Consider the following 22,363-nt stretch of genomic DNA (forward strand, 5'->3'; position numbering starts at 1 on the left):
GAGCAACACGACCGCGCTCATCGCCCGGGCTTTCCGTAGAGCTTCATGCGTTCAGGTCGGGGCGTGCGCCGTCGGCCGGACACAAGATCCTCGCAAGCGACCGCGATAGACCACACCAGATCGTCACGCTGACGCCGCAGAATCGCGACGCGTTCCACCGCGCCGGCGTCATCCCCGACCAGTCGCTCGGTATGCACGATCCGAAGCGTCAGCACCGAGAGTCGGTCAAGCGCCGAGCCGATTGACTCCGTGAGAGGAGGCACGTCTTGGTTCGCACCCCACGCCGCACCAAAGATTCGATCGACCTGCTCGATGAGTTTGTGGCGAAGGCTGTTGAGTTCGTCGATCTCCCGCTTGATGGCCGGAATCTTCCCGTCCCCGGCTCGCCGCACCCGATCCTCGGCGTCCCACTGCCGGCTGTTGACGGCATGTAGCCGGTTCAGCGGCTTCAACAACTCCGGCGAGCAAGGAAGCGGCATCCCGGCGAGTGCATCCTCGCACCATCCACGTTGCCCATCTGCCATGTCGAGGCAGGATTCACCCTCAATCATTGCAGTACGCGGATCTTGCCCAAACTCACCCGTATCTAGACCCAGCCGAGCGGGCGTCTCGGTCATCAGTGGTGATCCCCTTCGGTATCTCGTTAGGACAGCCTCTGCCGACGGTCATGGGAGACGGCCTTGAGCGCGAGCGGAGGGTGGCCGAGAGGGGCGCGCACGTTACTCCACGACCGCTGGTCCATGAGGCGCGCGACTCGGCGACCAGAGTGGTCGCTACGACGTCCATCCAGGTCCGCCCCCTGTCCCTCAAGTTGATCTCATGGCACGCTAACAGTTCAGGTAGAACAGGTAGTTGACTTCGTGCACGCTGTTCGAACTCGATCCTTCGTGACGGTGGGGCGGTTCGCCTGGTGGGCCGTCACTAGGTGCTCCTCGTCACGGGGTGGAATGGGCTCGCCTGCAGCTCGCACGCAGAGCCCGGTGAACGTCGGCTTCCTCACCCTCGCGGGCCGTGATGTACGCGATCAGGCAGCTAGCGGTAGCGATCACGCTGCTGCTCCCGTGAGCAAGGCGGGGCGGTGGGGAGCGATGCTCCGGCCGTCCGGCAGCAGCTCCCCGGTGTCGTCGAAGAGCAGCACGCCATTGCACAGCATCGTCCAACCCGACACGTCGTCTCGCGCGACCATCTTGGCCGCCTCGCGGTCGGACGCGTCAGCGGTGGGACAAGGGGGGTCGTGCCGACACATGGTGCTCTTCCTCTCGGACGTTGCTCGTGCGGATAGGGGACCCTCTTCGGCCGTCTACAAGCCCCCGGGGGAACGAGGCGAGACGGCCGAAGAGGGAGTCCTGGGTGTGCGCCCTGCGCCTGCGGTGGAGGCGAGGAACGCGGATATCGCCGTGTCGCTGTAGCCGTAGAAGTGACCGCGGGCGGCGGCGTCGTCCCACGTCGGCGGGACCTCACCCCACTCGACCACGTGACAGGCACCGCGGTACGGAGACCAGCGCAGGCGCAGTGCTGTGAAACCCGGCTGGCCTCTGAGCAGGGCGCACACCGCCAAGCCGACGCTCAGGTGGTCCACGGAGAAGGAGCCGCCCCGGCGCGGGCCGCCGACAGGCACCGCCAGGAAAGGCATCCGGTAGACGCGGATGGCGACGCTCCGCTCCAGCACGGAGGGGTCCGCGAGCCGGGTCCAGTAATAGTCGTAGTCGTATGCCTCATGCGCAGGCATGGCCGTCACGATCGGCGGGGGCAGCGTTCTGGTAGCAGCGGTCATGCCTCGTCCCTGACGTGCTTCGCCTGGATCAGGTGCTCCAGCAGTTCGTTGGTCACCCGGGCCAGCCGCCGCGTGTGCCCGAGTCCCTTCCGGTAGTCGTCCGGCAGGTCCTCGGAGCGAAGCGCGTGGGCCCGCTCGATCAGCGTGGGTAACTCCTCGCAGTCCTGTTCCGCCCGGCCGGCCACGGCGATGTTGACGAGCTGCATGAGGTTGGCGCGCAGTCTCATGGCCAGTTCGTCAAGCTCGCTGGCCCGCGGTGTCTGATCGCCCAGGACACAGTTGATGTCCTCGAAGACGGCTTCCACGATGAGTGGCGCCCAGCCGCGGACCTTGGCGAGAACGCTCTCCAGTTCTTGGGTACCGAGGGGAGGTTCCCATCGAGACACCGGTCTGCTGATGCTCACGCCGTTTTCGGGGGCTGTGGCGGTGGGCGGCATTGAGGGCTCCAGAGGGCGGTCCGAGGGACGGGCGTAGCTACCTTGCGTTCTGTGCACCTATGTCTCTGCGATGTAGACCCACACGTCTTTGCCAGCCTCCGTTGCGGATACGGAGAAGTCGTCTGACAAGGCTCGGACAAGCGGCCAGCCGCGGCCGCTCTCGTCGAGAAGGTCCGGGACCACCTGCTCGGGCTCGCGAACGTCCTGGTCGCGGACGATCGCCGTGACACCATCCCGAACGCGCTGGACAAGGAGGTCGGCCATCCGCCATCCCTTGTCGTCTGGGGCGGTGTGCTGCCACACGTTCGTCAGCAGTTCATTGACAGCGGTGAGCGTCCGGCCGACCGCCTGGTCACCAACGCCCCACAGGTGCAGGTGCTCGCGGATGATGCGCCGCACGGTCGCAAGGTGCTCGGCTTCCACGTTGAGCGTCATGTCGAGCTGGCCGCGCACGCTTCTGGTCGTAGCTCGAACTGGGTTTCCCCAAGCAGGGGTTTCGAGCATGAGTGCCATGGTTGCTCCGTCCGTTCTGGCGGAACCTCTTCATGAGGGCACGGTTGCGGTGTGTACTGGTTGCGAACCGATCAGCAACCATTCAGGCAGAGCGAGCCGAGAACGTGGAGTGCCTGATGCCGACAGCTGGAGAGTTCGGCATCACGAGTACGGGGACAGGGAATGCCGCAGCCAATGAAGCAGCTCGACCCAGGTGCGTCCCCCGAGGAGTGGTTCGGCAACGAACTGCGGGAGCTGCGCCTCGCGCACAAGATGTCAGCCCGCGTCCTGGGCCGGTTAGTGCAGATCAGCGACGATGTGATCTTGTACATCGAGAAGGGCAAGTACCCCAGCTGCCAGGTCGAGTTGGCCAAGCAACTCGATGAGGTCTTCAACACCGGCGGGCTCTTCGAGCGGGCATGGCCCATGGTCTTCGGCAAGCGTGATGCCGATAAGAAACGGGCTGATGCCGATAAGACGTTGGCAAGCCGAGGTGAGGGAGCCGTTCAGGTACGGAGAGGCCGCATCCTGGGCAGAGACGAACCGCCTCCTCGCCCTGGGAGCCATGAGCCCGTGGACCGACGCTCGTTCCTCCAAGTCAGCGGCATCGCCGCCATCGCCCCCATAGACCTCACACAGGTATTCGCCCCCTCCGACCTGTCGCTTCCCGAGACCGTCCGCCCAGGTCACATCGTTCAGGTGCTGGAAGTGGCCACTGCCATCAGCGGTTGGGATAACCAGTTCGGTGGTGGCGGCATGGTCCGCGATATAGCCAGCAGGGCCATGCAGTGGTCCGTCGGACTCCTGCAAGCAACGTGTCCCGAGCCCCTTCGCTCTGACCTCTTCGCCGGCGTCTCGCGACTCGGGATCGTGGTCGGCGCCTCCGCCTTCGACTCCTACGCACACGACGACGCCAGGAAGGCCTTCAAGTTCGCCGCGGACTGCGCCGAGGAGGCCGGGGACTGGCACCTGCGCGCCAAGACCTACAGCTTCCTCGCCCGCCAAGCCGTGTGGATCGGCCAACCAGACGACGGGCTGACCTACGCGGAGAAAGGCTTGGTGCGCGCTGACCGGCTCACTGCCACCGAGCAGGCGATGCTGCACACGGCGCGCGCCAGAGCGTTCGGGAAGATGGGCGACGTGCGCGACTGCATGGTCGCCGTCGGTCAGGCCGACGACACCTTCGCGCAGTCCCGCCCCTCCGAAGATCCGCTATGGATGGCGTACTACGACGAGGCCCAGCACAACGGAGATACCGCACATGCGCTGTTCGACCTCGCGATACTCGCGGGCCAGGACCCTGGCAGGGCCGCCCGCCGCTTCGACACCGCGGTGAAGGGGCACTCGGACGCCTACAAGCGATCCCGGGCGATCTCCCGAACCAAGCTCGCCGCGCTCCTCATGGCCAAGGGCGACCCGCGACAGGCAGCAGCGATCGGCCACAAAGCTCTGGACGAGGTCGGCCGGCTCACCTCCCGCCGGGCCGCCGACGACCTCCGGCAGCTTGGGGCCTTCTCCGCCAAGCACCCGAAGATTGAGGAGGCCGTAGGCCTGCGCGAACGCATCACGGCTACCGTCTCTGCATGACCACCTCGGCAGCTGCACCCGCCCGCCACGCCCTTGAGCAAGTCTGCTCCGCCGTCGGCTTGAATGCCGACGGCGCCGAGCCGGTCCGGCTGGCCGAGAACCAGATATGGCGGCTGACGGGCCAGCGGGTGATCGTGCGCATCGCGCGGGCTGGGCAGGGCGCGGCGGCACGGCGGGAAGTGCGTGTCGCGCGATGGCTCGCCGAGAACAACGTGCCAACCGTGCGGCTGGTCGACGTCCAGCAGCCGATAGAGGCTGACGGGCGACCGGTCACCTTCTGGGAAGAGCTCCCGCCCCACGAGCACGGGACACCTGTCGATGTCGCGCACCTGCTCCGGCAGCTCCACGCGCTCCCCGCCCCAGACCTTGACCTTGGATACCTTGACCCGTACGTCCGGATTACCGAGCGGCTGCAGGCAGCGACGACCCTGGACGAGGCCGACCGCGCATGGCTTCACTGCCTACACCAGGACCTCGCCGCGGCCTGGGCCGACCGGCCGACAGGGCGGCCTGACTGCGCCGTTCACGGCGACGCCTGGCCCGGCAACCTCATCCGTACGATTAGCGGCCCACTGATGATGGACCTGGAAAGGTTCTCTCTCGGACCACCGGAGTGGGATCTCGTCTCAACTGCCGTACGCACCAAGACGACCGGCGCCGTCACCGCGGCAGAGTACGACGCGTTCTGTGCCGCGTACGGGTACGACGTTACGAAGTGGGCTGGATACGAGATCCTGGCCGGCGCCCGGGAGCTCCGCATGGTGACTTACGCCGCCCAACATGCGGCCAGCAACCCAGAGTGGGCAGATCAAGCCCAACACCGCGTCGACTGCCTGCGCGGCCGCCGCGGTCCACGCCCGTGGAACTGGAGGGGGATCATGTAGCGACCTGGAACCGCTCGGCGCTCCCAGTTAGGCAACGTAACGTTGTCTAACTACGACGTGCCGTCCGCGCAGCCTGCACGCTCTTCTCCAGTGCAGCCATCAGGTCCACAGCCGGCTTCGGCTCAGGGGTCTCGACCAACTCCCCGCCCGTGACCTTGGCCTCTACCAGCTGTTCCAGCGCATGCTGGTACTCGTCGTGCAGCTCACGCATCTCGACCCCGGTGAGCTCGTTCATGAGCACCTCGGCGAGCTGAAGCTCCCGGTCCGTGACGGGCGTTGCCGGGGCGAGGTCGCCGGGTGGGCGGACCTCGTCGGTCCACAGAAGTGTGTGGAGGACGAGCACCCCATCATGGGGGCGCAGCAACGCCAGCCGTTCACGAGATCTGATGGCCACCTTGCAAACGCCCACGTACCCGGTGCGAGCCAGGGCCTCGGTCAGCAGCGCGTACGGCCGGTCCGCCGCGGGCCCGCCGGCGCCCACGTAGTACGGCTTGCTGTAGGAGAGCGGATCGACGTCTCGGCCTGGGACGAAGCCCAGTACTTCCACGACGTGCTTCGTCGGGAGCGGGAGGTGCGCCAGGTCCTCGTCGGTGAGTGCGACCATGCGCCCGTCGGGCATGGGCCAGCCGCGCCCGACCTCCTCGTAAGGAATCTCCCGGTCCTCGACCTCGCATACACGGCGGTGCCGGACCCTGCCTCCGTCGGCGCTATGGATCTCCCGGAGCCGCACTGCATGCTCCTCCGTCGCTGAGTACAGCTTGGCAGGCAGCGCCACGAGCCCGAAGGCGATGGTGCCGGACCAAATGGCCCTCATGCCTCCAGGGTGCGGCGGAGCTGGGCGGGGTGCATCTCCCCGCCTCAATATATTCGAACTAAAATCGAACATCGTGGACGATCAATACGCCTCAGCAGGCCCATGGGCACGGGCAACCCTGCCCGACGGGCAACAGCTCGACGTGATCGTCACCGGCCGCACCCGGACCATCGACGGGGCCTGGTGGTACGAACTGGAAGCCATCCTGACCGCGCGCACCAAGTTGCCCGACGGCCGAATCATCGCCGAACCCACCCCAGTGGCCTTCACCATGCCCGCCCAGCAGGTCGCCCCCATACCCGGCGAAAACTACGACGCCGTACCCACCAACGGCGCCATCGCCGGCCGCCAGTGGCAGGTCGAGAACCTATGGCGCACCATCGACGGGCCATCCCGACGACTGCACCGCCGGGACTGCTGGCAGGCCCCACCCGGCAGCAAGCGGATCACGACCTCCGAAGCGGTCGAAATCCTCACCGACCCCGACGTTGCCCCATGCGACATCTGCCACCCAGAACGCGCCCTCCGCCAGCAATGAACACCCGCCGACGAGCACTCAACGCGGCCCCCTATTCGCCAGCATTCATCGAAAGCGTCGCGCTGGCACCATCCACGTCGTCGCCAGCGCGTCGCCCTCCTCGTCCTCGCCCCCGGAGTCGTCCGGCGCGGGGGCCCGCCCGACTGATTCGATCTGTCGCTCGATGCCGCGCAGGTTCTCCTGCAGATCCATGGTCACCACCCCATCGACGGTGACCTTCAGCGGATCGCCCAGGAGCTTCGCGCGCCGCTCGCCCAGCACTTCCAGGGCCACCGCCCGCACTGAGCGCAGTCGGAAGAACCTGGCCTCGAGGTCGGCGGCGTCGGTGTCCGGCCCGAGCTGCGCCAGCAGCCACGACCTCTGGAACTCATCCACCAGGTCCTCCTTCACCAAAAACCAGACCGGCCCGGCACCAGAGGCATCCCGGTGCCGGACCGTACGGGCGGCCATCCACTGCGAGGGCCGCCTCTTACACCGGCTTGCTGAGGTAAGGGAACTCCGAGCGCAGCGTGCCGGTGGCGGAATCCACGTCCAGCCCGCCGTCTACCGCCTTGTGTAGAACCAGCTCGAACATCTCTTCGGCGACGTTCTCGACCAGGTTGCGCCCATTGCGACCGCCACCGGTGAACTGTCCACTGGTGCCGATGCGGTACCGGAGAATGTCCGGCGTCAGGATGTCGCGGACCTCGGCCGCGTACTCCTTGGCATCGCCGTCGTATCCGTTGGCCTCAACAGCCTTGGCGATCTTGCTCTGGATCTGGCCGCCCCAGGTGGCGTCATCGACGGCGGGCTGGGTGGCGCCGTAGTCGTCGGCCTCGTTGAAACCGAACAGCGTGCTCACCAGGGGAATAGCTGCACGGTCGGTCTGGCGCCAGGCGTCGCCGGCGTCGGTGGGTACTGCGATGGCTCCCCAGAACCCAATGGCGATGCCCTGGAAGAAGTCGTCGGGGATCTCGACCACGATGGCCTGGACATTCTTGTCGGCGAAGGCGTTCTTGGCCTTGTCCGGGTCGTAGCCGCTCAGGTCCAGAGCCTTGCCCTCCACCACGGACGTGCGGACCGCGGTGACGACGGTGGGCTCGATGTAGAAGGGATCACCCGCGGCTCCGGCCCAGAAACGGATACCGCCCACACCGGTGGTCTCCTTGCCCGTCTTCGTGCGGGCCACGACGACACCGTCAGCGTCGCGATTGCAGGCGTCGGGCCCAGCCAGCAGGGACAGGGTGGCTTCCTGTCGCCCGCGCCAGTCGTGATCGCCGAAGGTGGCGCGCAGGGTGAAGTCTTCGCGGGCGTCCCCCTTGATGTCGATCTTGAGTTCGTAGACCGCTTCATGGTGGAAGCCATTGCTGCCTCCCGGATTGGTGTTCACCACGAACACGGTTCCGGTGGCACCTCGGAAAAGGTAGACGTCACTGATGTCGAGGCGAGGGTCGTTCTTGGCACTGAGGCCGTCGAGATGGTCAGACATGGGGGACTCCATGGTGGGGTAAGGACATGCGGGCGGGGGAGGCGAGGCTCGGCAGCCGAGGACTGTGTCGCCCGCCCCACCTGGGGGCTACTGCGCGGCGGGCCGCGCGCGGCGCTGCGTCGTCTTCTTCGCCGTGGCCTTGTCGCCAACCTGGGCATCGGCGGCCTGGCCCGCCTCAGGCGTGGGGACCGCCGGGACCGGTTCCCCGACCTCAGTCCCCTCCCAGCCCTTCACGTCCGGCGGTACGTCCCAGGCGTCCGGATTGGTGACCAGCGCGGCGATCTCCGGATCAGGGCACTCGCCGGGCAGCAGGATCAGTTCCTCCCGCGTGGCCGGGTCCTGGACATACACGGCAGCGATCAGGCGCGGCATCACAGCACCTTCGCCACGATGTGCGCGTCCGGCGTGTGCATCACCGGCATCCCCACCGCAGCACCCTTGGTCCAGATCTGCACCGGATCGTCCTGCACGCTGCGGGTGATGATGATGCCCGGGGCGTCCTCACGGACGATCTCCGGGTTCGTACCGCGCGAGAGGACCAGCGCCTCGGCCGTCACACCGAACTGCGTCTGGCACCACTTCTCCCGGTCCGGCGGAACCAGCACCCACAGGTCCTCCGGCAGCACCTTGCGCGGCTTGCCGTCCACCCGCACCTGCGCCTTGTAGAACGTGATCGGCGGCAGGCTGTAGTTGCCGCGCACCACGTTGATCTGCTGCGGGGTGAGCGTCGCCGTCGGCGTGGTCGACGGGTTCACCGACCCGTAGTACGCCGCCCGGTAGGCGTTGTTCGCGGCCAGGTAGCTGAACGCCTTCCGACTGGTGACCACCAGCTCCGGTTCCGGAGCGCCGATGTCGTCCAGGTGCTGAATCCACCGCAGCTCATCCGCGATCGGATCGGACGCCGGATCGGACCACGGTCGGGCTGCGACCGGCATGTTCTCCACAGGGACGTTCCAGTCGACCTCCAGCGTCAGGCCGTTCTCCTGCACCAGCTCGAACTTGCCGTCCGCCAGCACGTCGCCTGCCGCCAGTTCCAGCCGGGAGCGGATCGCCTCGACATGCCGCTCGACGTCGTCATACAGCAGCTCGATCAGCCGGTCCTGGTCCGATCCGCGCGAGGCTTCCAGCAGGATTTGCTCCTGCTCGCCGACCACCAGTTTCTGGCCCAGCGCAGGCAGCGCGCCTTCACGGGAGGTCTGCCACGCCTCACGCGTCGCGAACGGCACCGACGCGTCGAACGCCCGGTACTTCGCGACATTCACGTACCGGCCGGAGTCCTTGACCCGCCACTTGACTTCGTTCAGCTCCAGCGTCGGGAAGATCGTCTGCGTGAGGAGGAAGTCCTTCGGGCTCGGTATCGCACGCGCGAACGTCGTCAGGTCCATGACCGAGACGTCCTTCAACAGGTCCTGAATCGTCATGGCTCAGACCCCGCTCACACGAACCGGATCTGCGCGGCACGCGGGTGCCACGCAAGCTGCAACAGATCGATACCGCCCGGCACCTTCGACGCCCGCACCGCCCCGTGCCACAGCAGCGCCGCAGGAATGCGGGTCTGGCCCGGAGCGAACGGCACCTCAGCGAACACAAACCCGCGCAGCACCTGACGGCCACAGGACGCCTCCGGGTCGTACGGGCCCCACAGCTTCGACTCGGCAACCTTCCCCACCGGCACACCGGAGAAGACCCGCCCGTACGGGTCGCAGCCCTCCCCGCACTGGTAGTGCACGCCTTCGGTGAACAGGTTCAGGTCGAGGGTGATGGTGTCGGTCGAGTCGGTGCCATGCAGGGCGGCCAGCCACTCACGGTTGGCGGTCGTGTACTCCGACTTCGAAACGGGCTGAATGGACATGCTTGTGTCTCCATGGACGATGCGGTCAGATCCGCACACCGCCCATGGGGCAGTGCCGTCCACGAAGTCCAGGGGGCGTGGTCCCCACTACTGGCTCGCTACTCAGCGCGCGTCACTGAACTCGGCAGACACAAGACCTCGCCGACGAGCCATCTCCAAACCAGCCGAACCCGGCTTCTGCACCGGGGCCGTACGCGTCGGGCCGCGACCGGCCGGAGCGCCAGCCGGAGCCGCCGGCACCGGATTACGCACCTCACCGAACAGCTCCGGACGCCGCGCCCGCAGCGCCTCCGCAGCCGCCGAGATCTGCGCCTCATCCGCGTCCTCGTCATCCACGGCCAGCAGCCGCTCAGCATCGACGAGGTCGTCACCCTCCGCACCCAGCGCCACGAGCGCAGCCCGACGCAGAGCCGCACGCTCCCGCTCCGCCGCCAGCTCCTCACGCCGAGCCGCCTGCAACTCCCGCTCCGCAGCCACCTGCTCCCGACGCTCGACCTCCGACAGCGCGGCCTGCTCAGCCTCCCGCTGCGCGGTCACGAACTCCGTCAACGCCTTCGGCGTATCAAATCCCAGAGTCGACAACAGGCGTTTGATCGCAGCCCGTTCACCCTGGGCCTTCTCCCGGGTCAGCATCTTCCCCAGACGGTCCTGGGTCACGGTGACCTGCTGCTCCTGGCCGCCACTCTCGGCGTCGTCCAGCTGGTCGTTCGTCTCGTCCTCCGACGAGGCCCCGAGAATCGGGAAGATCGGCCGCCCATCACGGCGATAACCGACAGGGCCGGGAGTCGGCAGGGGCCGGACCATACAACTCCTCCAGGTAGCGCGCCCCCGCGCTGCCGATCAGTGTAGCCACCTGCGCCGACACTGATCACGTCTCCGCCCTGGCCTTCACCAACTCCCGCTCGCGCTCGCCTGTTTCGCGGGCGCCGCCGCGCGTGCCCTCGTGCTCGCTGTCCTCGTTCTCGTCACCGTGCTCGCCCTGCGCGCCGCGCACCGCAGCAGCCTCCGCCACCCGCGCCGCCGCCTCCTGCTCGGCCCGCGCCCGGATACGGGCCACCTCCTGCGAGGCGTCCTTGATCGGATAGCCCGCGTCCATCAGCATCGCCACCGCCGTCTCCAACGACAGAACCCCCGCCCCGTACGCCTGAACAACCTCCTCCAGCACCGCCGCCCGGTCCGTCGGCGTGTGCGGCGCCCACGACAACCGCGCCGGGAACGACTCCCCAGCCGTCCACCCCTCAGCACGTCCAGCCTGGCAGAGCCGCTGCACGAACTTGAACAACAGCCGGTACTTGTGCTCCCTCGCCAGCCGCATCGCCCCCACCAACGCATCCAGCGGACCAAGCGCGAGCTTGAGCGCGTACCCCGAGGGCACCTCCGACGCATCCAGCGTCCCCAAACCAGCCGCCGTCACCCGCGAGTTCGACGCGATCCTGTCGAGCAAGTGCTCAACCCGCGCCCGCAACTCGGCCAGCTGAGGCGAGGTGTCCAGCGCATCCATGCGCCCGGAGTCGCCCAGCTGCCACACCGCGCCAGCCTCCACCTTCAGCTGCTCGGGCTTACCCGTCACCCGGTTCACCGGCAGCCGCGCCCCCGCAAGCCCAATGATCGGCGTACCGGTCGTGGCACTGGCCGCCGAACCGTCGGAGTCCGTCGCCGCCAGCTCATCCAGGCCCTGCAGCACACGGGCGATGGCCGACCGGCCCCAGTGCTCCCCGCCGTCCGGGATCGTGTTCGTGATGTGCACCACCGGCACAAAGTCGATCATCAGATCCAGCCGGTTCAGCTCCGTGCCGTCCGGCCGCACACGGAACGCGGCCTTGTCCATCGGCAGCCGCTCCAGCGTCTCCCCGCGCTTCAGGTCCTCCAGCAACCACTCCGCGTCCGTGAGGTAGCACGTCATGTTCGACGGCCGCCCCGGCTCCCATGGGTACTCGCGCACCAAGCTCTCGTCACCTTCGGATATCGGGCCCAGCTCGTACGTCACCCGCCGAACCCTGGCCTTCAGCCCGTCCGGATCCTCCGGCAGCTCCCACGCCAGGTGCACCCGCGTCGGGAAGTCGCTATCCTCGTCCTCCCACTGTGGAAAAAAGAACCCCGGATCGTAGACACGCAGGGTCGGCCGCTGCTTCTCCGGATTCCACGCCAGCACGAGCACGCTGTCGCCCAGCAGCACAGCGGCCCGCTCCGCCTGCTGAATCCGCAGCGTCAGCAGCTCCTTCTCGGCCCACTTCCGCAGCCGCTCCTGCGCAGCAGCGGCCTCTGTCGATCCCGGCTTGGGAGACTCCTCGTCCGCGTGCTCCGCGTCCTCAACCGTGATCTTCTGCTCCGAGCCGAGGAGGTAGCCCAGCGCCGTGTCGACCAGGCTCGCCGCATCGCCCAGCTCGCGCCGCTCCAGCGCCGCCTCATCACCCGACGCCGCAGCCAGCTGCCCGGCCTGGTTGTTGTCGTACGCCGCCAACACCTTGTACGCCGCGAGCCTGCGCAACTCATGCGGCGGCAACCACGAGGCAGCCAGCTCCGGGAACGCTCGGCCCCCCAGGCGGCCAGCGTGGGCCATCACCGGCTTGTAGTTCAGCCATGACCAGGCGTCGATCACGAATTGGCGCAGGCCCACAGGTCCCCTCCAGGACGTCGGCCCCGCGCCGGCTGATCAGGGTAGCGGCCCTTCCTGCGCGCCCCCTGCGGTGCCGCACCCGGCCACTCCCAGTTGACGATATGCACTGGCAGTTCGACCATGGTGCGTAGCGGCGTAAGGAGGAAGCGGTGGCCACTCCAATCAGACGCCCACATGACTTCCCTTTGGATCACCCAGGGGATTTTCGAGCCGACTCGCTCGCCGACTTGCTGGATGCCTACAGGGGCGGCCAACGGAGAATCCCCGAAGGAGCCGACAAGGCTGCAGTAAAGGGCACTCTCCCCCCGACAACTGGACGAAAAGTCAAGGCCAAGTACGGAATTCTCCTCCATTACACGAGAGCGACATGGAGGGATTCCATTGACGAGATAGGTCTTTACCCAGGAGCCTATCTGACACCGACCCCTTACTCAGCCTGCGCAGCGCCTTGCACGCTTGGGCTGCCGCAGCCCATCAACCTCGCGGTCTTGGTTAACCCGGGGAAGATTCACACGCCACTATTCGGTCCAGCCCTAGCACAACAAACCCCACTGCCCGAAGCGAAGGAACTGTGGCCAGGCGGCGGGATCGAGTTCCTATCAGAAAAGGCCATACCCAGGGATGCCATAGTGAGGATGGTGGAAGTTGCCTCGTGCGGCGACGCACCATGGGATTGGCTCGCCGACGCAAGGGGCTACGCATGAACTCCTCGTATGATCGGGTCACAGAATTGGTCGGGACCGCAGTCAACGCGGACGTGTACAAGGCGCTATATACCACCGTGGCAGATCTATACACACCGATCCGAGTTTGGGATGGAATGCAAACACGCTGGGTAATCCACAGGGACGTCGGAAGTGACCGGATCGAAGCCTCGGTTTCCATCAGGCCCGCAGTCATCGAAATGCTCGGCAAGGAACGAAGAGCAACGGAGTTCAAGCTCACCATTGGGTGTCGCGCCTGGAAAGGTGAAGAGACACTTTCCTTTTGGACCTATGACGGCCCATCCAAGATCGTCAAGGGTGACTCCCCCGAGAAGGCAATAAAGGGGTGGGTGGCAAGTGAGCTCACCCGCATTCTGCGACGCGCCGACCGAGAGGTGAAACGTGCCCGAAAGGCACAGACGCGCGCCCCGCGGAAGCGCATCACGACAGTAAGAGCTGTCGAGTAGAGCGTGCTGGCTAGCGCCGTCCACTGAGTCGCTGGTCATCCCCAGCGCGTGGCGGCGGCATCGTCGGGTCGAGGAAGAGGTCCCACAGCGCCCACACCGCCGAGTCCAACAGGTCCGGCGAATCCTCGGTCTCACCCTGGCCGACGAACGTCGTCATCTGCTCTTCCAGCTCCGCGAATACCCGAGCCGACCCAACGTGATGCACCCGGGCCTGCTCGTAGAGCTGCGCCGCCGGAGCCGCGCGGGCGCGCTTGCCACGCGTTGCATGAACGATCCGCCAGTTCACCGTCGGATCGACCTGCTCCAGCAGCGCCGGCAGGTAGTCGCCGCCGTTGTTCGCCTCGATGACCACGCAGTCCGCCCGGTGCTCGTGGTACAGCCGCGCGGCCCGCTTCATGGCCTGCGTCGGCGTGTGTCGGGCCTGCTCGCAGTGCAGCAGATACCCGCGCGGCCGGTCATCGCCGAACATCGACTCCACCGGATACCCGCGTCCCGCGACCGTGAAGGCCGTCATGTCCGCGTTCTCGTGGCTCTTGGTTGCCGGATCGACCGCGATGACCAGGCGCTGCATGTCGGGCAGATGCTCCGGCTTCGGCCGGAAGCCCTCGACCTCCAGCATCCAGCCCTGCCACAGCGCGCCCTCGACGTCCTCGAGTAGCTCGCCCGACAGCTCCTGCCGCCCGAGCCGGGTGCCGGCGTACTCCTCCTCCAGCTCCTCCCGCGCCGCCGGACTCAGATTCGCGTCGTTCTCCCGCATGTGCCCACGGGTCAGCACTACCCGGGGCGGCTCTCCGCCCTCTCGGTGCGTCTTCTCCTGTGCCCGGCCGCGCTCGACCAGCCGCTTCACGTGCGGCAGCGGCTTGGGCGTCGTGGAGATCACGACCTGAGGGGTGTCCGCCTCGCGCAGGCAGAACCACAGCATGTCGTAGACCTCTTGCGCGGTGTGCCGCGACCAGGCCGCGTACTCGTCGCACCACGCCTTGTCGAACGCCCAGCCACGCAGGTTGTCCGGCGTCTCCGCACCGAACCCACGGATCAGCGTGCCGTTCTTCAACCGCAGCGTCGTCTCACCCAAGCTGGAGTTGTACTTCGCCACCTCCTCAGGCGGGAACACCGACAGCAGCCCGGACTTCGGGGAGTCGAAACAGATGTCACGCACCAGCGTCGCGTTCTTCGCCACCACCGCGATCTGCAACCCAGGCGTCCTCGCCCACTCCCGCACCGCCTCCGCCGCCGTCCGCGACTTCCCCCAACCACGACCAGTGAGCAGCACCCACACCGTCCACAACCACGACGGCTGCCGCTGCGACGCACGCGCATGATGGTGCAGCCACCCCTCATGCGGCAGCCCGTCGCAGTTCGGCACCTCGCACGCCCACCGGCGCGCCGACAGTTCATCGGCGCGGATCAGCGCCGTGACCTCGGCCCGGAGCTGTTCCAAGCTCATTACGCCCAGGTCACTCAGGCCCTCGATCGCACGCCGCTTCGCCCAGCCACCGCTCACCGGGCACCCTCCTCCAACCTGCGCTCCAGCTCACGGCGCAGCAGCTCCATCCGGCTCCTGCGGTCCTCGTCGCTGAGCGACGCCACCTCGGGCCCCTCCCCGCTTCCCTGCGAAGCCACGCCAGCAGGTTCCTCACCGGCTGCCCGGCGCTCGATCTCGGCCGCGACCTGGAAGTAACGCAGCAGCTCACCAGGCGTCAACTCCCGTGGTTCCAGCGCCTGGAGCCGGGCAATGGCCTTCCCCAAGAATGCCTGCGCCAACTTCGCATGCCGCCGAGCGATGTCGCGACGCGCCTGCCGCTGCTCGACCAGGAACACGCGGTCCTGCTCCCGGTCGTACGCCGTGGCGCGCATCACCCACGCGTGCTGCTTCGACCACCGGCCCAGGAGCGTCCGCGACTTGTCCAACTCCTGTGCCACCTTCGTGACACTCCGCGTCGGCCCAAGGTCGCGGTACACGGCGAACGCCTCGAACGCCTGGGGGGACTCGCCACTCTGCCGCTCCCACGGCTCGACAACCCGATCAATCACTGGGCAGCCTCTCTCCCCCGGCAAGATCGAGAGTATTCTGCCTGCGGACGCGCGTGCCTTTCAGGCCAAGGCGACTTGCTCGGGCTTCGACGCCCCAGCCCCAGCAGCACGTGCTGCCGAGGGTAGGCAGCAGGCGAGTGCTCGAGTGGCCCCCTGCCGTTCCAGCCAATGCCCGAGCATGGCAGCAGGCCGATGGCAGGTCCGGTGCCGCCGGCAGCGAGGGGGACGAAAGCACGATGGCCATATCACGAGGGCAACGGCCGTTTACCATCCGTGCATGTCGCAGCCGCGAGGGAAAGGCCACCAGCGTTGCGGCCGGGATGGCACCATGTGGTGGCACGACAGTGATGAGCGAACAGACCATGGGGGCGTCATTGCCTGAGGTCGTCTACCTGTCGGAAAGCAAACTGAAGCAGTTCCTGCCGGAGCCGCGCCGCGTCCCTCGGACCGCGTTTTGCGGCGGCGGGAGCCATCCCAGCGCGTGCGGGGGCCGGCCGCAGCCTCCGGGGATGGCGGACGGTTGTGGGTAGCAACCAGAAGTAGATCCATCCCCGCAGGTGCAGGGCGCAGGCGCCTGTCACCTCGAATCCGGAGCAGACCGCGGGGCCATCCCCGCGGGTGCGGGGCGCAGGTGCGAGGCCCGATCGCCGCATCGGTGGCCCGGGATCCATCCCCGCGGGTGCGGGGCGCCGGGCGGCATGGGCCGGGTCCACTACCACTTGACCCGCGTGTGCGGGACACAGTCCGGCACCAAGGGCGAAGTCCGGATCACCCCGGGGACATCCCGCGGGTGCGGGGCGCAGTTACGCCAGTTGTCGATGTTGATGCGGAGCTTGGGGCCATCCCCGCGTTATGCGGGGGCGGGCGCAGACCGTGTTATCGCCGGTCCCGGCATCGACCGCGGGGCCACCCCCGCATATGCGGGCACAGGCGTTCCGGCAGAAGTTCGTGAATGGTCACAAGGGGCCATCCCCGCGGGTGCGGGGCGCAGATGGCCGATCCGTTCTTCCGGCCCGCCTCGGTGGGGTCATCCCCGCGGGTGCGGGGCGCAGGTGCGAGGCCCGATCGCCGCATCGGTGGCCCGGGATCCATCCCCGCGTGTGCGGGGCGCAGTTCTGTGGAGCCGTCCCGGCCGCCGATACCACGGGGTCATCCCCGCGTGTGCGGGGCGCAGGCCTGCTTGAGTGCGGCTGCGAGTGCGGCGTAGGGGTCATCCCCGCGTGTGCGGGGGGCAGTTCCATCCCGTCGGGTACACCACGCCGCGCGTGGGGCCATCCCCGCGGATGCGGGGCGCAGGTGTTTACCCGCAGACAGAATCCGTAGTCGAAGGGGCCATCCCCGCGTGTGCGGGGCGGAGGACGGTGGTGTGATGTCGTACGGCGCCTCCTCGGGGCCATCCCCGCGTGTGCGGGGCGGAGTCGTTCGGGTTCATCCTTCACCTCCCGATCGAGGGGCCATCCCCGCGTGTGCGGGGCGGAGGTGCGGACGGGGTTCAACGTGCGAGGGGTGGCGGGGCCATCCCCGCGTGTGCGGGGCGGAGACTGTGCGACCTGCGGGTTTACGGCGAGCAGTGGCTGTTTCTGAGTAGTTTCATCGACTCTGGCAAATAGGGCAAAGGTGGATTGTGTGCCTCAGGGAGCGTCTCAGGCGCGGCGGTGCCCCTGCTTCGCTTTGACGAGACGTCACTGCCCGTTGGTCCAAGGAGTCACGGCATCCACGCAGCCAATCCTCGCTTTCCCGAGCGGTGTTGCTTAGGGCTGGGTGCCGCGCACGAGGAGAAGTCCTGTGGAGTAGGCGCGTCCTCTACCGATCCCTTCGGCGAGGGTTCTGGTGAGGGTGGTGGGGTCGGTGACGGTCAGGGTGCCTTTGATCTCTGCGCGGGCGATACGGAGCCCTGTGCGGGATCCAGTAGAGGAAACGGTGGGAAGCATGCGTACGGAGAGTTGCTCCTGATTGGCGGTGGCTCCGATGCGAGGGATGCCTCTGGGGCCGGTGGAGGACTCACCCGGAGGCTGGAGGCGGTCGGTGAACCATTGTGTGACGTGTCGGGGGGTGGCGTGTGGGATTCGGCGTCCTCTAGCCCGCTTTCCGTCGTTGGCGGCGGTGGGGGCGGGGCGGTTGCTGGTGGGATTGACCACGGTGCGGAACGCGTAGGTGTCGCCTTCGCGGATCGTCATGTCAACGGTGAGTGCTTTGGGTTCTCGTCTGTGGGCCGCGTGGGGGATGTTGGACCAGTCTGGTGCGACACGGGACTGCACGACGAGTACGAGGGCGTTGTTCTTCAGGTCGAGTGACCAGGTCGACAGGACGCCCAGTTGAGCACGCGGGTCAGGTTGATCGGTGTCGACCCAGCCGTAGAAGCCGCACATGACAGTGCGGTGCATGGCTTGCGCATCGATCAGGGATTTTGCGGTGTAAGGGTGGCGGGCATCGAGGGACAGGATGCTGTGCGTGGTGACAAAGCGCGCAGCGTTGGTTGTGGTGGTCACGGAATCAGGTCCCATCCGATGGTCTGGGCGGGGGCGATGCGGGTGCGGTACTCCCAGCGGGTGGTGTGCGCCCGGTGTTCGGGGTGGTAGGTGACCGGTTGGTCGCTAATGGGTGATGCCCCGGGGGTCGTGGGGTCTGTTTCGATCCATGCCCAGGGTTGCCGGGTGGTGGCGTTCGGCAAGAGTGCTGTCTTTGTCAGGACGGTTTGCAGGGTGCCAGGGTGGATTCCTGCGGCGATGGTGCCGCTGGCTGGGCAGGATTTACGGCCGAGCCACAGCAGCTGCTTGGGGTGCTCGAGGGCGTCCGCGATGCTTTCGAGGAGGTCGCGGTCCGGGTGTTCGAGGGCGGCGACGAATGCCGCGTCGGCGATGTACCAGCGGCGGCTGGTCATTGGGTCCCGGGTGAGGGCTTTGGGCTCGGTGATCAGTGCCCCGGTATGGGGATCGGTGATGACGTATTTGGGTGCCCCGTACCAGGATTCGAGGTTGTGCTGTCCGAACGTCGAGCCGGTTGCATCCTCCAGAGAGGCTTCGGTCTTCGCAGCACGGCGGTGGTCGAGGATCAGTCGCGGGGGCGGAGTGGGTACGTCCCGCCGCCAGCGGTGTGGTAATCGCTGACGGGGGTGCCGGGGCGGTCAGCGCGGGTGGCAAATCGGATCTGAGCAAGGTGGTCGACGGGGTCAGTGCGGTCCATACCGAGGGCTGCGGCGCACATGCCGAGTACGCCGGATTTGGTGGGCCTGGTCAGGGTGTCGCGCCGATCGAAGCGGGCCAGGACCCCCCAAGACTGGAGGGGGGCGGCCAGGCGTGTCAGGAGGACATGCGTCACTGCGTGGTCAGTCCCTCGATGCTGCTGGTCTCTTCGGCAGTGAGAGTTCCGGTGTTGGCGAGTTCGGTGAGGAGTTCTTGGATGTCGAGGTCGTAGGTGAGAACGCGACCGGGGGTAATGTCCGTACGCTTGTTGGTGACGAGGCGGTGGTGGGCCAGCAGGCGTCGTGTCGCGGCGAGGGATGCGTGGCCGTCTGCCTCTTCCCGGACGGGCTTTTCGAAGGCCCCGGCATAGTTGAACGGCCGCTGGCCGTCGAAGGCGAGGACGATCTTGGGGAGAGAGCCGGTCGAGGCGGTGCTGTTCTTCTTCGCCTCCGGGAAGGCGTTGACGAAAGCATCGACGAATTCCCGCTCGGCGGCCTGGGCTGCGGTCTCTGCCCGCTCGGCATTCATGCCCGCAGCCACGAGGTTGGATCGCAGCCTGCGGCGGTCCAGGACAGCATGCCGGTAGAAGGTTCCGGAGATCAGGGCCTGGTAGCCGGTCATCCCCGCGCCGGAGTCATTGGTGGCGTCGAGGTAGTCCAGCGCGTTGGCCTTGCGATCGAGTTTGGCATCATCGGCGGCCGCATAGAAGTCGTCGATCTGCTCGGAGGCGTGGACAGTGAAGGCATGGGCGGTCTGGATGGCGCCGTCAACGTTCGGGGAATCGGGGATCTCGGCGAGGAACCGCCCGTAGAGCGCGATGTCGATGGCATCGCCGGGGGCGAGAGCAGCCAGCACCGCGGCACGGATCTCCTTGGGAACGGGGATCAGAGGGGCAGTCTCCGCGCTGTCGTTCGCCGTGGGTTCATCCTCTGTCGTGCCCTTGCCCTTGCCCTTCCTCGCCTTCTTCTTCGCTGCGGCTTCGGCCTGCTGCTCGAGGTAGTCCTCCGCCCAACTCATCACGGTTTTCCGGTTGCTGTTGATGTACTCGGCGAGCCGGTCGCCCGCGTTCCTCGGGGCGAAGAGGAGCACCTTCGTAAGGTTGATCGTGTTCGGCTTGTCTCCGAACTTCAGCCCGGTGGCTTCCAGGCAGGCCCGCGCGATGGGGAGGGCGTCCGTCTCCTCCCATCCGGCGGTGGCGAGGGCCTTGGCGGTCAGCAGTGCCCATTCGCGGGTCCGGATACCCATGGTGTGGCCGGCGAGGTGCCCTTGCCCGGTATTGGCACGATTGCGGGTGTGGACGCGCTCGGAGCGGCGGCGGGACTGGGAGGTGACCATGTCCCGTTCGTCCCCACCGAAGACGACCTTCTTCGGCTGATTGTTCTCATCCCGCACCGGGAGCACGGCGACCAGGGTCTCAAGGAGGTGCAGGGACAAGTACTGGTTCTCGGCAAGGAGCGTGGCGGTCGTCATCAGGCGTCGTTCCTGTTCTTGTAGACGGGGGTGTAGAAGTCGCGGGCCCAGCCGTAGGGGACAGGACGACCGCGTTCACTCCAGCGGACGAGGTCTTCGGTGAGCTGCGCCCAGGAGGGCGGGTGGGTGCCACAGGACCGGGAGCGTTCGACGGCGTGCTGCAGGTGCCGCCACGGGATGGCGCGGCAGGCAACAACTCGGTCCAGCAGCCGCGTGGCTCCCGCATCCTTCGGTCCCCTGCCGGCGGGGCTTCCGACCCGACGCAAGGCCGCTCCGAGGCTGCCGAATCCGTAGTGGGGGTCGCTCGCGCCGGCGTGGTAGCGGGCGAAGAAGAACGCGACCTTCCCGTAGACGACACGATGCTCTTCCGCCGGGGCGAAGTTTTCGGCGAGCAACCGAGACTGGGTCAGTGCTGCAGGACGGCGCAGGTCGGCGAGCACGCCGTACTGACGGGTCCGCACCAGGTCGGCGAGCCACCCGGTGAGCTGTTCGGCCGGTGGCCGGGCCGCCCGGTCAGATGAGCTGCTCTCCGCCCTTTCCTGGCTGTCAGTGGTCACGGCTCGCTGCCTCTTTCAGGTAGTGGGGGGCCTTTGCGTCGGTGAGGAGCGCAGCCAGACGAGCGTGGGCCTGGGCACGGGCCTGAAACCCGCGCGAGTTCGGCGGTAGGGAGTCCAGCCGCTGCCCGAGAACAGTGGTGGCCGTGTTCACGAGCGTTTTGGCGTAGACCGCGATGGCCTCGGGAACAGGGGTTCCCTCGGCTGTCGCTTCGAGCAAGGCGTGGAAGAGATCGGCTGTTGCCGCCCAGTGCTCAGGTGTCGCGTCGAAGCGCGCCATCTGGCTCTTCTTGTCGGCGGGCTTGGGGTTGGGGTAGGCGAGCGTCCACGCGGTGTAGGCGGCCTTGCCTAGAGCTGTGGCCGTGTACTCGGCGATCTGGGAACCGGCTTCTGCGGCCTGACGCAGCTCTGCCTCACGGCCGGGGACGAACGGGAAATGGTCGGAGACCCAGGTGGCGAGTTTGTTGCCCTCGGTCACCAGCCCGACGGCCCACAGGGTCACGCGGCGTCCGCTCAGCATGCCCAGCCTGCCGTAGAGGTCGCTGCCCTTCTCCCTCTCGGCCACCGCCGCGTACAGAGCGTGGGACTCCCGCCACAGCTGCCGGACAGCGGAAGGCCGCAGAGGGCCCATGGCCTTGCCGTAGGTGACCAGGATGGCGTCCTGGAGGAACGTCTCGGGTAGTGGGGCAAGAATTTCGCCCGCACCGACCAGAACCCGGTCGATGGCCAGGTCGCCGGAGGCGGTGACGGTCGGGCGCATGAGGATGGACCGTCCAAGGACACTATGCAGGTCCGCCGGCCCATCAGGCGTCCGGCCGGGGGGCTTGGTCGTGAACGTGCGTCGGGTGCGGCCGTCGGTCCAGGACCGATTGAAAGTTCCCGGCTCACCCGCGTAGGGCTGGAGGTTCAGGCGCAGGGTGTCGCCGAGCGTGTCGCCGAGCGCCAGAACGCGGATACGGGCTGCGAGCCGGCCAGTCGCAAGATTGTTCAGAGTGGAGCCCAGCAGGCTCCCCGAGATCCTCCCGCGCATGCCCGGCCCATAGGCGTGCTGAGTGAGCATGGCGCGGAACGCCGCATCGATGGGGAGCGGTTCGGGGTGCTCAAGGTGATGGTGGTCAAAGAGCTGGTTGTAGTCCCCGGCATGTTCCAGGACCAGTTGCGCTGGGCCCACGCCGTGCTCGTCAAGGTAGGGGGCGAGCAGTGCGTTCTGTCCGAGCGGCTGCACCGGATGGAGCAGATCCCATTCTTCTGCCGGCTGGGCTATCAGCCACTGAGCGGCATCCGCCAAGGATCGGCGGCTGTGTACCCACTGGTGCCATTCGCCGGAGGTCTCTGGATAGCAGTCCGCGGCGTAACAGATGGCCAGGAGGTACTCCACAACGGCGATGGTCTCGCCGGGGGTGGAGGCGCTGATGGCCCGGTAGTCATCGGCGTGCTCCAGCAGCCTGGCGAGCCCCGCAGGCTCGGCGTCGCCGCTCATTGTCAGTGC

The 22,363-nt window shown here is 67.2% G+C and carries 25 protein-coding genes and 1 CRISPR repeat array; of the genes, 4 read left to right on the plus strand and 21 right to left on the minus strand.

The window, feature by feature from the left end; genetic code table 11:
• Positions 1–17 precede the first annotated feature (17 nt).
• The 5 genes from ABZW18_RS20895 to ABZW18_RS20915 all read right to left on the minus strand — a co-directional run bounded on the left by ABZW18_RS20895 (position 18) and on the right by ABZW18_RS20915 (position 2,724).
• A complete protein-coding gene (locus ABZW18_RS20895) occupies positions 18–617 on the minus strand; it encodes a DUF4254 domain-containing protein (RefSeq protein ID WP_356189445.1) in 600 nt (199 codons plus the stop codon).
• Positions 618–1,045: 428 nt separating this feature from the next.
• The gene (locus tag ABZW18_RS20900) at positions 1,046–1,246 is read right to left on the minus strand and encodes a DUF5999 family protein (protein ID WP_356189447.1); all 201 of its coding nucleotides are present in this window, start codon (positions 1,244–1,246) and stop codon (positions 1,046–1,048) included.
• A gap of 54 nt (positions 1,247–1,300) precedes the next feature.
• On the minus strand, positions 1,301–1,729 hold the full coding sequence (locus ABZW18_RS20905) for a DUF6302 family protein (RefSeq protein WP_356189449.1): 429 nt from the start codon (positions 1,727–1,729) through the stop codon (positions 1,301–1,303).
• 41 nt (positions 1,730–1,770) lie between these two features.
• On the minus strand, positions 1,771–2,160 hold the full coding sequence (locus tag ABZW18_RS20910; RefSeq protein ID WP_356189451.1) for a DUF6415 family natural product biosynthesis protein: 390 nt from the start codon (positions 2,158–2,160) through the stop codon (positions 1,771–1,773).
• 108 nt (positions 2,161–2,268) lie between these two features.
• Entirely contained in the window at positions 2,269–2,724 is a 456-nt protein-coding gene (locus ABZW18_RS20915; protein ID WP_356189453.1) for an ATP-binding protein, read from the minus strand.
• Between the two features lie 174 nt (positions 2,725–2,898).
• Between ABZW18_RS20915 and ABZW18_RS20920 the strand changes: the two genes are divergently transcribed.
• Together ABZW18_RS20920 and ABZW18_RS20925 are read left to right on the plus strand one after the other, a co-directional pair.
• Positions 2,899–4,290 (plus strand): helix-turn-helix transcriptional regulator, encoded by a 1,392-nt coding sequence (locus tag ABZW18_RS20920; protein ID WP_356189455.1) that lies wholly within the window; start codon positions 2,899–2,901, stop codon positions 4,288–4,290.
• The gene (locus tag ABZW18_RS20925; RefSeq protein WP_356189457.1) at positions 4,287–5,174 is read left to right on the plus strand and encodes an aminoglycoside phosphotransferase family protein; all 888 of its coding nucleotides are present in this window, start codon (positions 4,287–4,289) and stop codon (positions 5,172–5,174) included. The genes ABZW18_RS20920 and ABZW18_RS20925 overlap by 4 nt, the downstream gene beginning before the upstream one ends.
• Before the next feature lie 46 nt (positions 5,175–5,220).
• On the opposite strand, the gene ABZW18_RS20930 is transcribed toward ABZW18_RS20925, so the two are convergent.
• Positions 5,221–5,988 carry a Ku protein gene (locus tag ABZW18_RS20930; RefSeq protein WP_356189459.1) on the minus strand — a complete coding sequence of 256 codons (768 nt, stop codon included), beginning with the start codon at positions 5,986–5,988 and terminating at the stop codon, positions 5,221–5,223.
• A gap of 73 nt (positions 5,989–6,061) precedes the next feature.
• On the opposite strand from ABZW18_RS20930, the gene ABZW18_RS20935 reads away from it, so the two are divergent.
• On the plus strand, positions 6,062–6,526 hold the full coding sequence (locus ABZW18_RS20935; protein ID WP_356189461.1) for a DUF6233 domain-containing protein: 465 nt from the start codon (positions 6,062–6,064) through the stop codon (positions 6,524–6,526).
• Between the two features lie 45 nt (positions 6,527–6,571).
• Here the strand turns inward: ABZW18_RS20935 and ABZW18_RS20940 are convergent, their stop codons facing one another.
• The 7 genes from ABZW18_RS20940 to ABZW18_RS20970 form a co-directional block, all read right to left on the minus strand.
• Positions 6,572–6,901, minus strand: a complete 330-nt coding sequence (locus ABZW18_RS20940; protein ID WP_356189463.1) for a hypothetical protein — start codon at positions 6,899–6,901, stop codon at positions 6,572–6,574.
• A gap of 94 nt (positions 6,902–6,995) precedes the next feature.
• On the minus strand, positions 6,996–7,994 hold the full coding sequence (locus ABZW18_RS20945; RefSeq protein ID WP_356189465.1) for a DUF4331 family protein: 999 nt from the start codon (positions 7,992–7,994) through the stop codon (positions 6,996–6,998).
• Between the two features lie 87 nt (positions 7,995–8,081).
• Positions 8,082–8,366: a hypothetical protein gene (locus ABZW18_RS20950; protein WP_356189466.1), complete on the minus strand. Its 285-nt coding sequence runs from the start codon at positions 8,364–8,366 to the stop codon at positions 8,082–8,084.
• Positions 8,366–9,415 (minus strand): major capsid protein, encoded by a 1,050-nt coding sequence (locus tag ABZW18_RS20955; protein ID WP_356189468.1) that lies wholly within the window; start codon positions 9,413–9,415, stop codon positions 8,366–8,368. The genes ABZW18_RS20950 and ABZW18_RS20955 overlap by 1 nt, the downstream gene beginning before the upstream one ends.
• A gap of 14 nt (positions 9,416–9,429) precedes the next feature.
• Positions 9,430–9,846, minus strand: coding sequence for a head decoration protein (locus ABZW18_RS20960; RefSeq protein ID WP_356189470.1), 417 nt, complete (start codon positions 9,844–9,846; stop codon positions 9,430–9,432).
• A gap of 102 nt (positions 9,847–9,948) precedes the next feature.
• Positions 9,949–10,650 (minus strand): hypothetical protein, encoded by a 702-nt coding sequence (locus tag ABZW18_RS20965; RefSeq protein ID WP_356189472.1) that lies wholly within the window; start codon positions 10,648–10,650, stop codon positions 9,949–9,951.
• 64 nt (positions 10,651–10,714) lie between these two features.
• Positions 10,715–12,463, minus strand: a complete 1,749-nt coding sequence (locus ABZW18_RS20970) for a hypothetical protein (RefSeq protein WP_356189474.1) — start codon at positions 12,461–12,463, stop codon at positions 10,715–10,717.
• Positions 12,464–13,163: 700 nt separating this feature from the next.
• Here ABZW18_RS20970 and ABZW18_RS20975 point away from each other — a divergent pair.
• Positions 13,164–13,634, plus strand: a complete 471-nt coding sequence (locus ABZW18_RS20975) for a hypothetical protein (protein WP_356189476.1) — start codon at positions 13,164–13,166, stop codon at positions 13,632–13,634.
• Between the two features lie 10 nt (positions 13,635–13,644).
• On the opposite strand, the gene ABZW18_RS20980 is transcribed toward ABZW18_RS20975, so the two are convergent.
• From ABZW18_RS20980 to ABZW18_RS21015, 8 genes are all read right to left on the minus strand, one after another.
• The gene (locus tag ABZW18_RS20980; RefSeq protein ID WP_356189478.1) at positions 13,645–15,138 is read right to left on the minus strand and encodes a terminase family protein; all 1,494 of its coding nucleotides are present in this window, start codon (positions 15,136–15,138) and stop codon (positions 13,645–13,647) included.
• Entirely contained in the window at positions 15,135–15,668 is a 534-nt protein-coding gene (locus ABZW18_RS20985) for a hypothetical protein (protein ID WP_356189480.1), read from the minus strand. Before ABZW18_RS20985 ends, ABZW18_RS20980 begins: the two co-directional genes overlap by 4 nt.
• Positions 15,669–16,630: 962 nt before the next feature.
• A CRISPR array of direct repeats spans positions 16,631–17,205; the repeat unit is 21 nt; unit sequence CATCCCCGCGTGTGCGGGGCG.
• A gap of 214 nt (positions 17,206–17,419) precedes the next feature.
• Complete coding sequence (locus ABZW18_RS20990) at positions 17,420–18,157, minus strand: type I-E CRISPR-associated protein Cas6/Cse3/CasE (RefSeq protein WP_356189482.1); 738 nt, start codon at positions 18,155–18,157, stop codon at positions 17,420–17,422.
• A complete protein-coding gene (locus ABZW18_RS20995) occupies positions 18,154–18,549 on the minus strand; it encodes a type I-E CRISPR-associated protein Cas5/CasD (RefSeq protein WP_356189484.1) in 396 nt (131 codons plus the stop codon). Before ABZW18_RS20995 ends, ABZW18_RS20990 begins: the two co-directional genes overlap by 4 nt.
• Positions 18,550–18,719: 170 nt before the next feature.
• Positions 18,720–18,986, minus strand: a complete 267-nt coding sequence (cas5e, locus tag ABZW18_RS21000) for a type I-E CRISPR-associated protein Cas5/CasD (protein WP_356189486.1) — start codon at positions 18,984–18,986, stop codon at positions 18,720–18,722.
• The gene (locus ABZW18_RS21005) at positions 18,983–20,320 is read right to left on the minus strand and encodes a type I-E CRISPR-associated protein Cas7/Cse4/CasC (RefSeq protein ID WP_356189488.1); all 1,338 of its coding nucleotides are present in this window, start codon (positions 20,318–20,320) and stop codon (positions 18,983–18,985) included. Before ABZW18_RS21005 ends, cas5e begins: the two co-directional genes overlap by 4 nt.
• Entirely contained in the window at positions 20,320–20,877 is a 558-nt protein-coding gene (gene casB, locus ABZW18_RS21010) for a type I-E CRISPR-associated protein Cse2/CasB (protein ID WP_356189490.1), read from the minus strand. The genes ABZW18_RS21005 and casB overlap by 1 nt, the downstream gene beginning before the upstream one ends.
• The gene (locus ABZW18_RS21015; protein WP_356189492.1) at positions 20,867–22,354 is read right to left on the minus strand and encodes a type I-E CRISPR-associated protein Cse1/CasA; all 1,488 of its coding nucleotides are present in this window, start codon (positions 22,352–22,354) and stop codon (positions 20,867–20,869) included. The genes casB and ABZW18_RS21015 overlap by 11 nt, the downstream gene beginning before the upstream one ends.
• Positions 22,355–22,363: the final 9 nt, after the last annotated feature.

Source organism: Streptomyces sp. NPDC004647 (genome assembly GCF_040609575.1).
Lineage (GTDB): Bacteria > Actinomycetota > Actinomycetes > Streptomycetales > Streptomycetaceae > Streptomyces.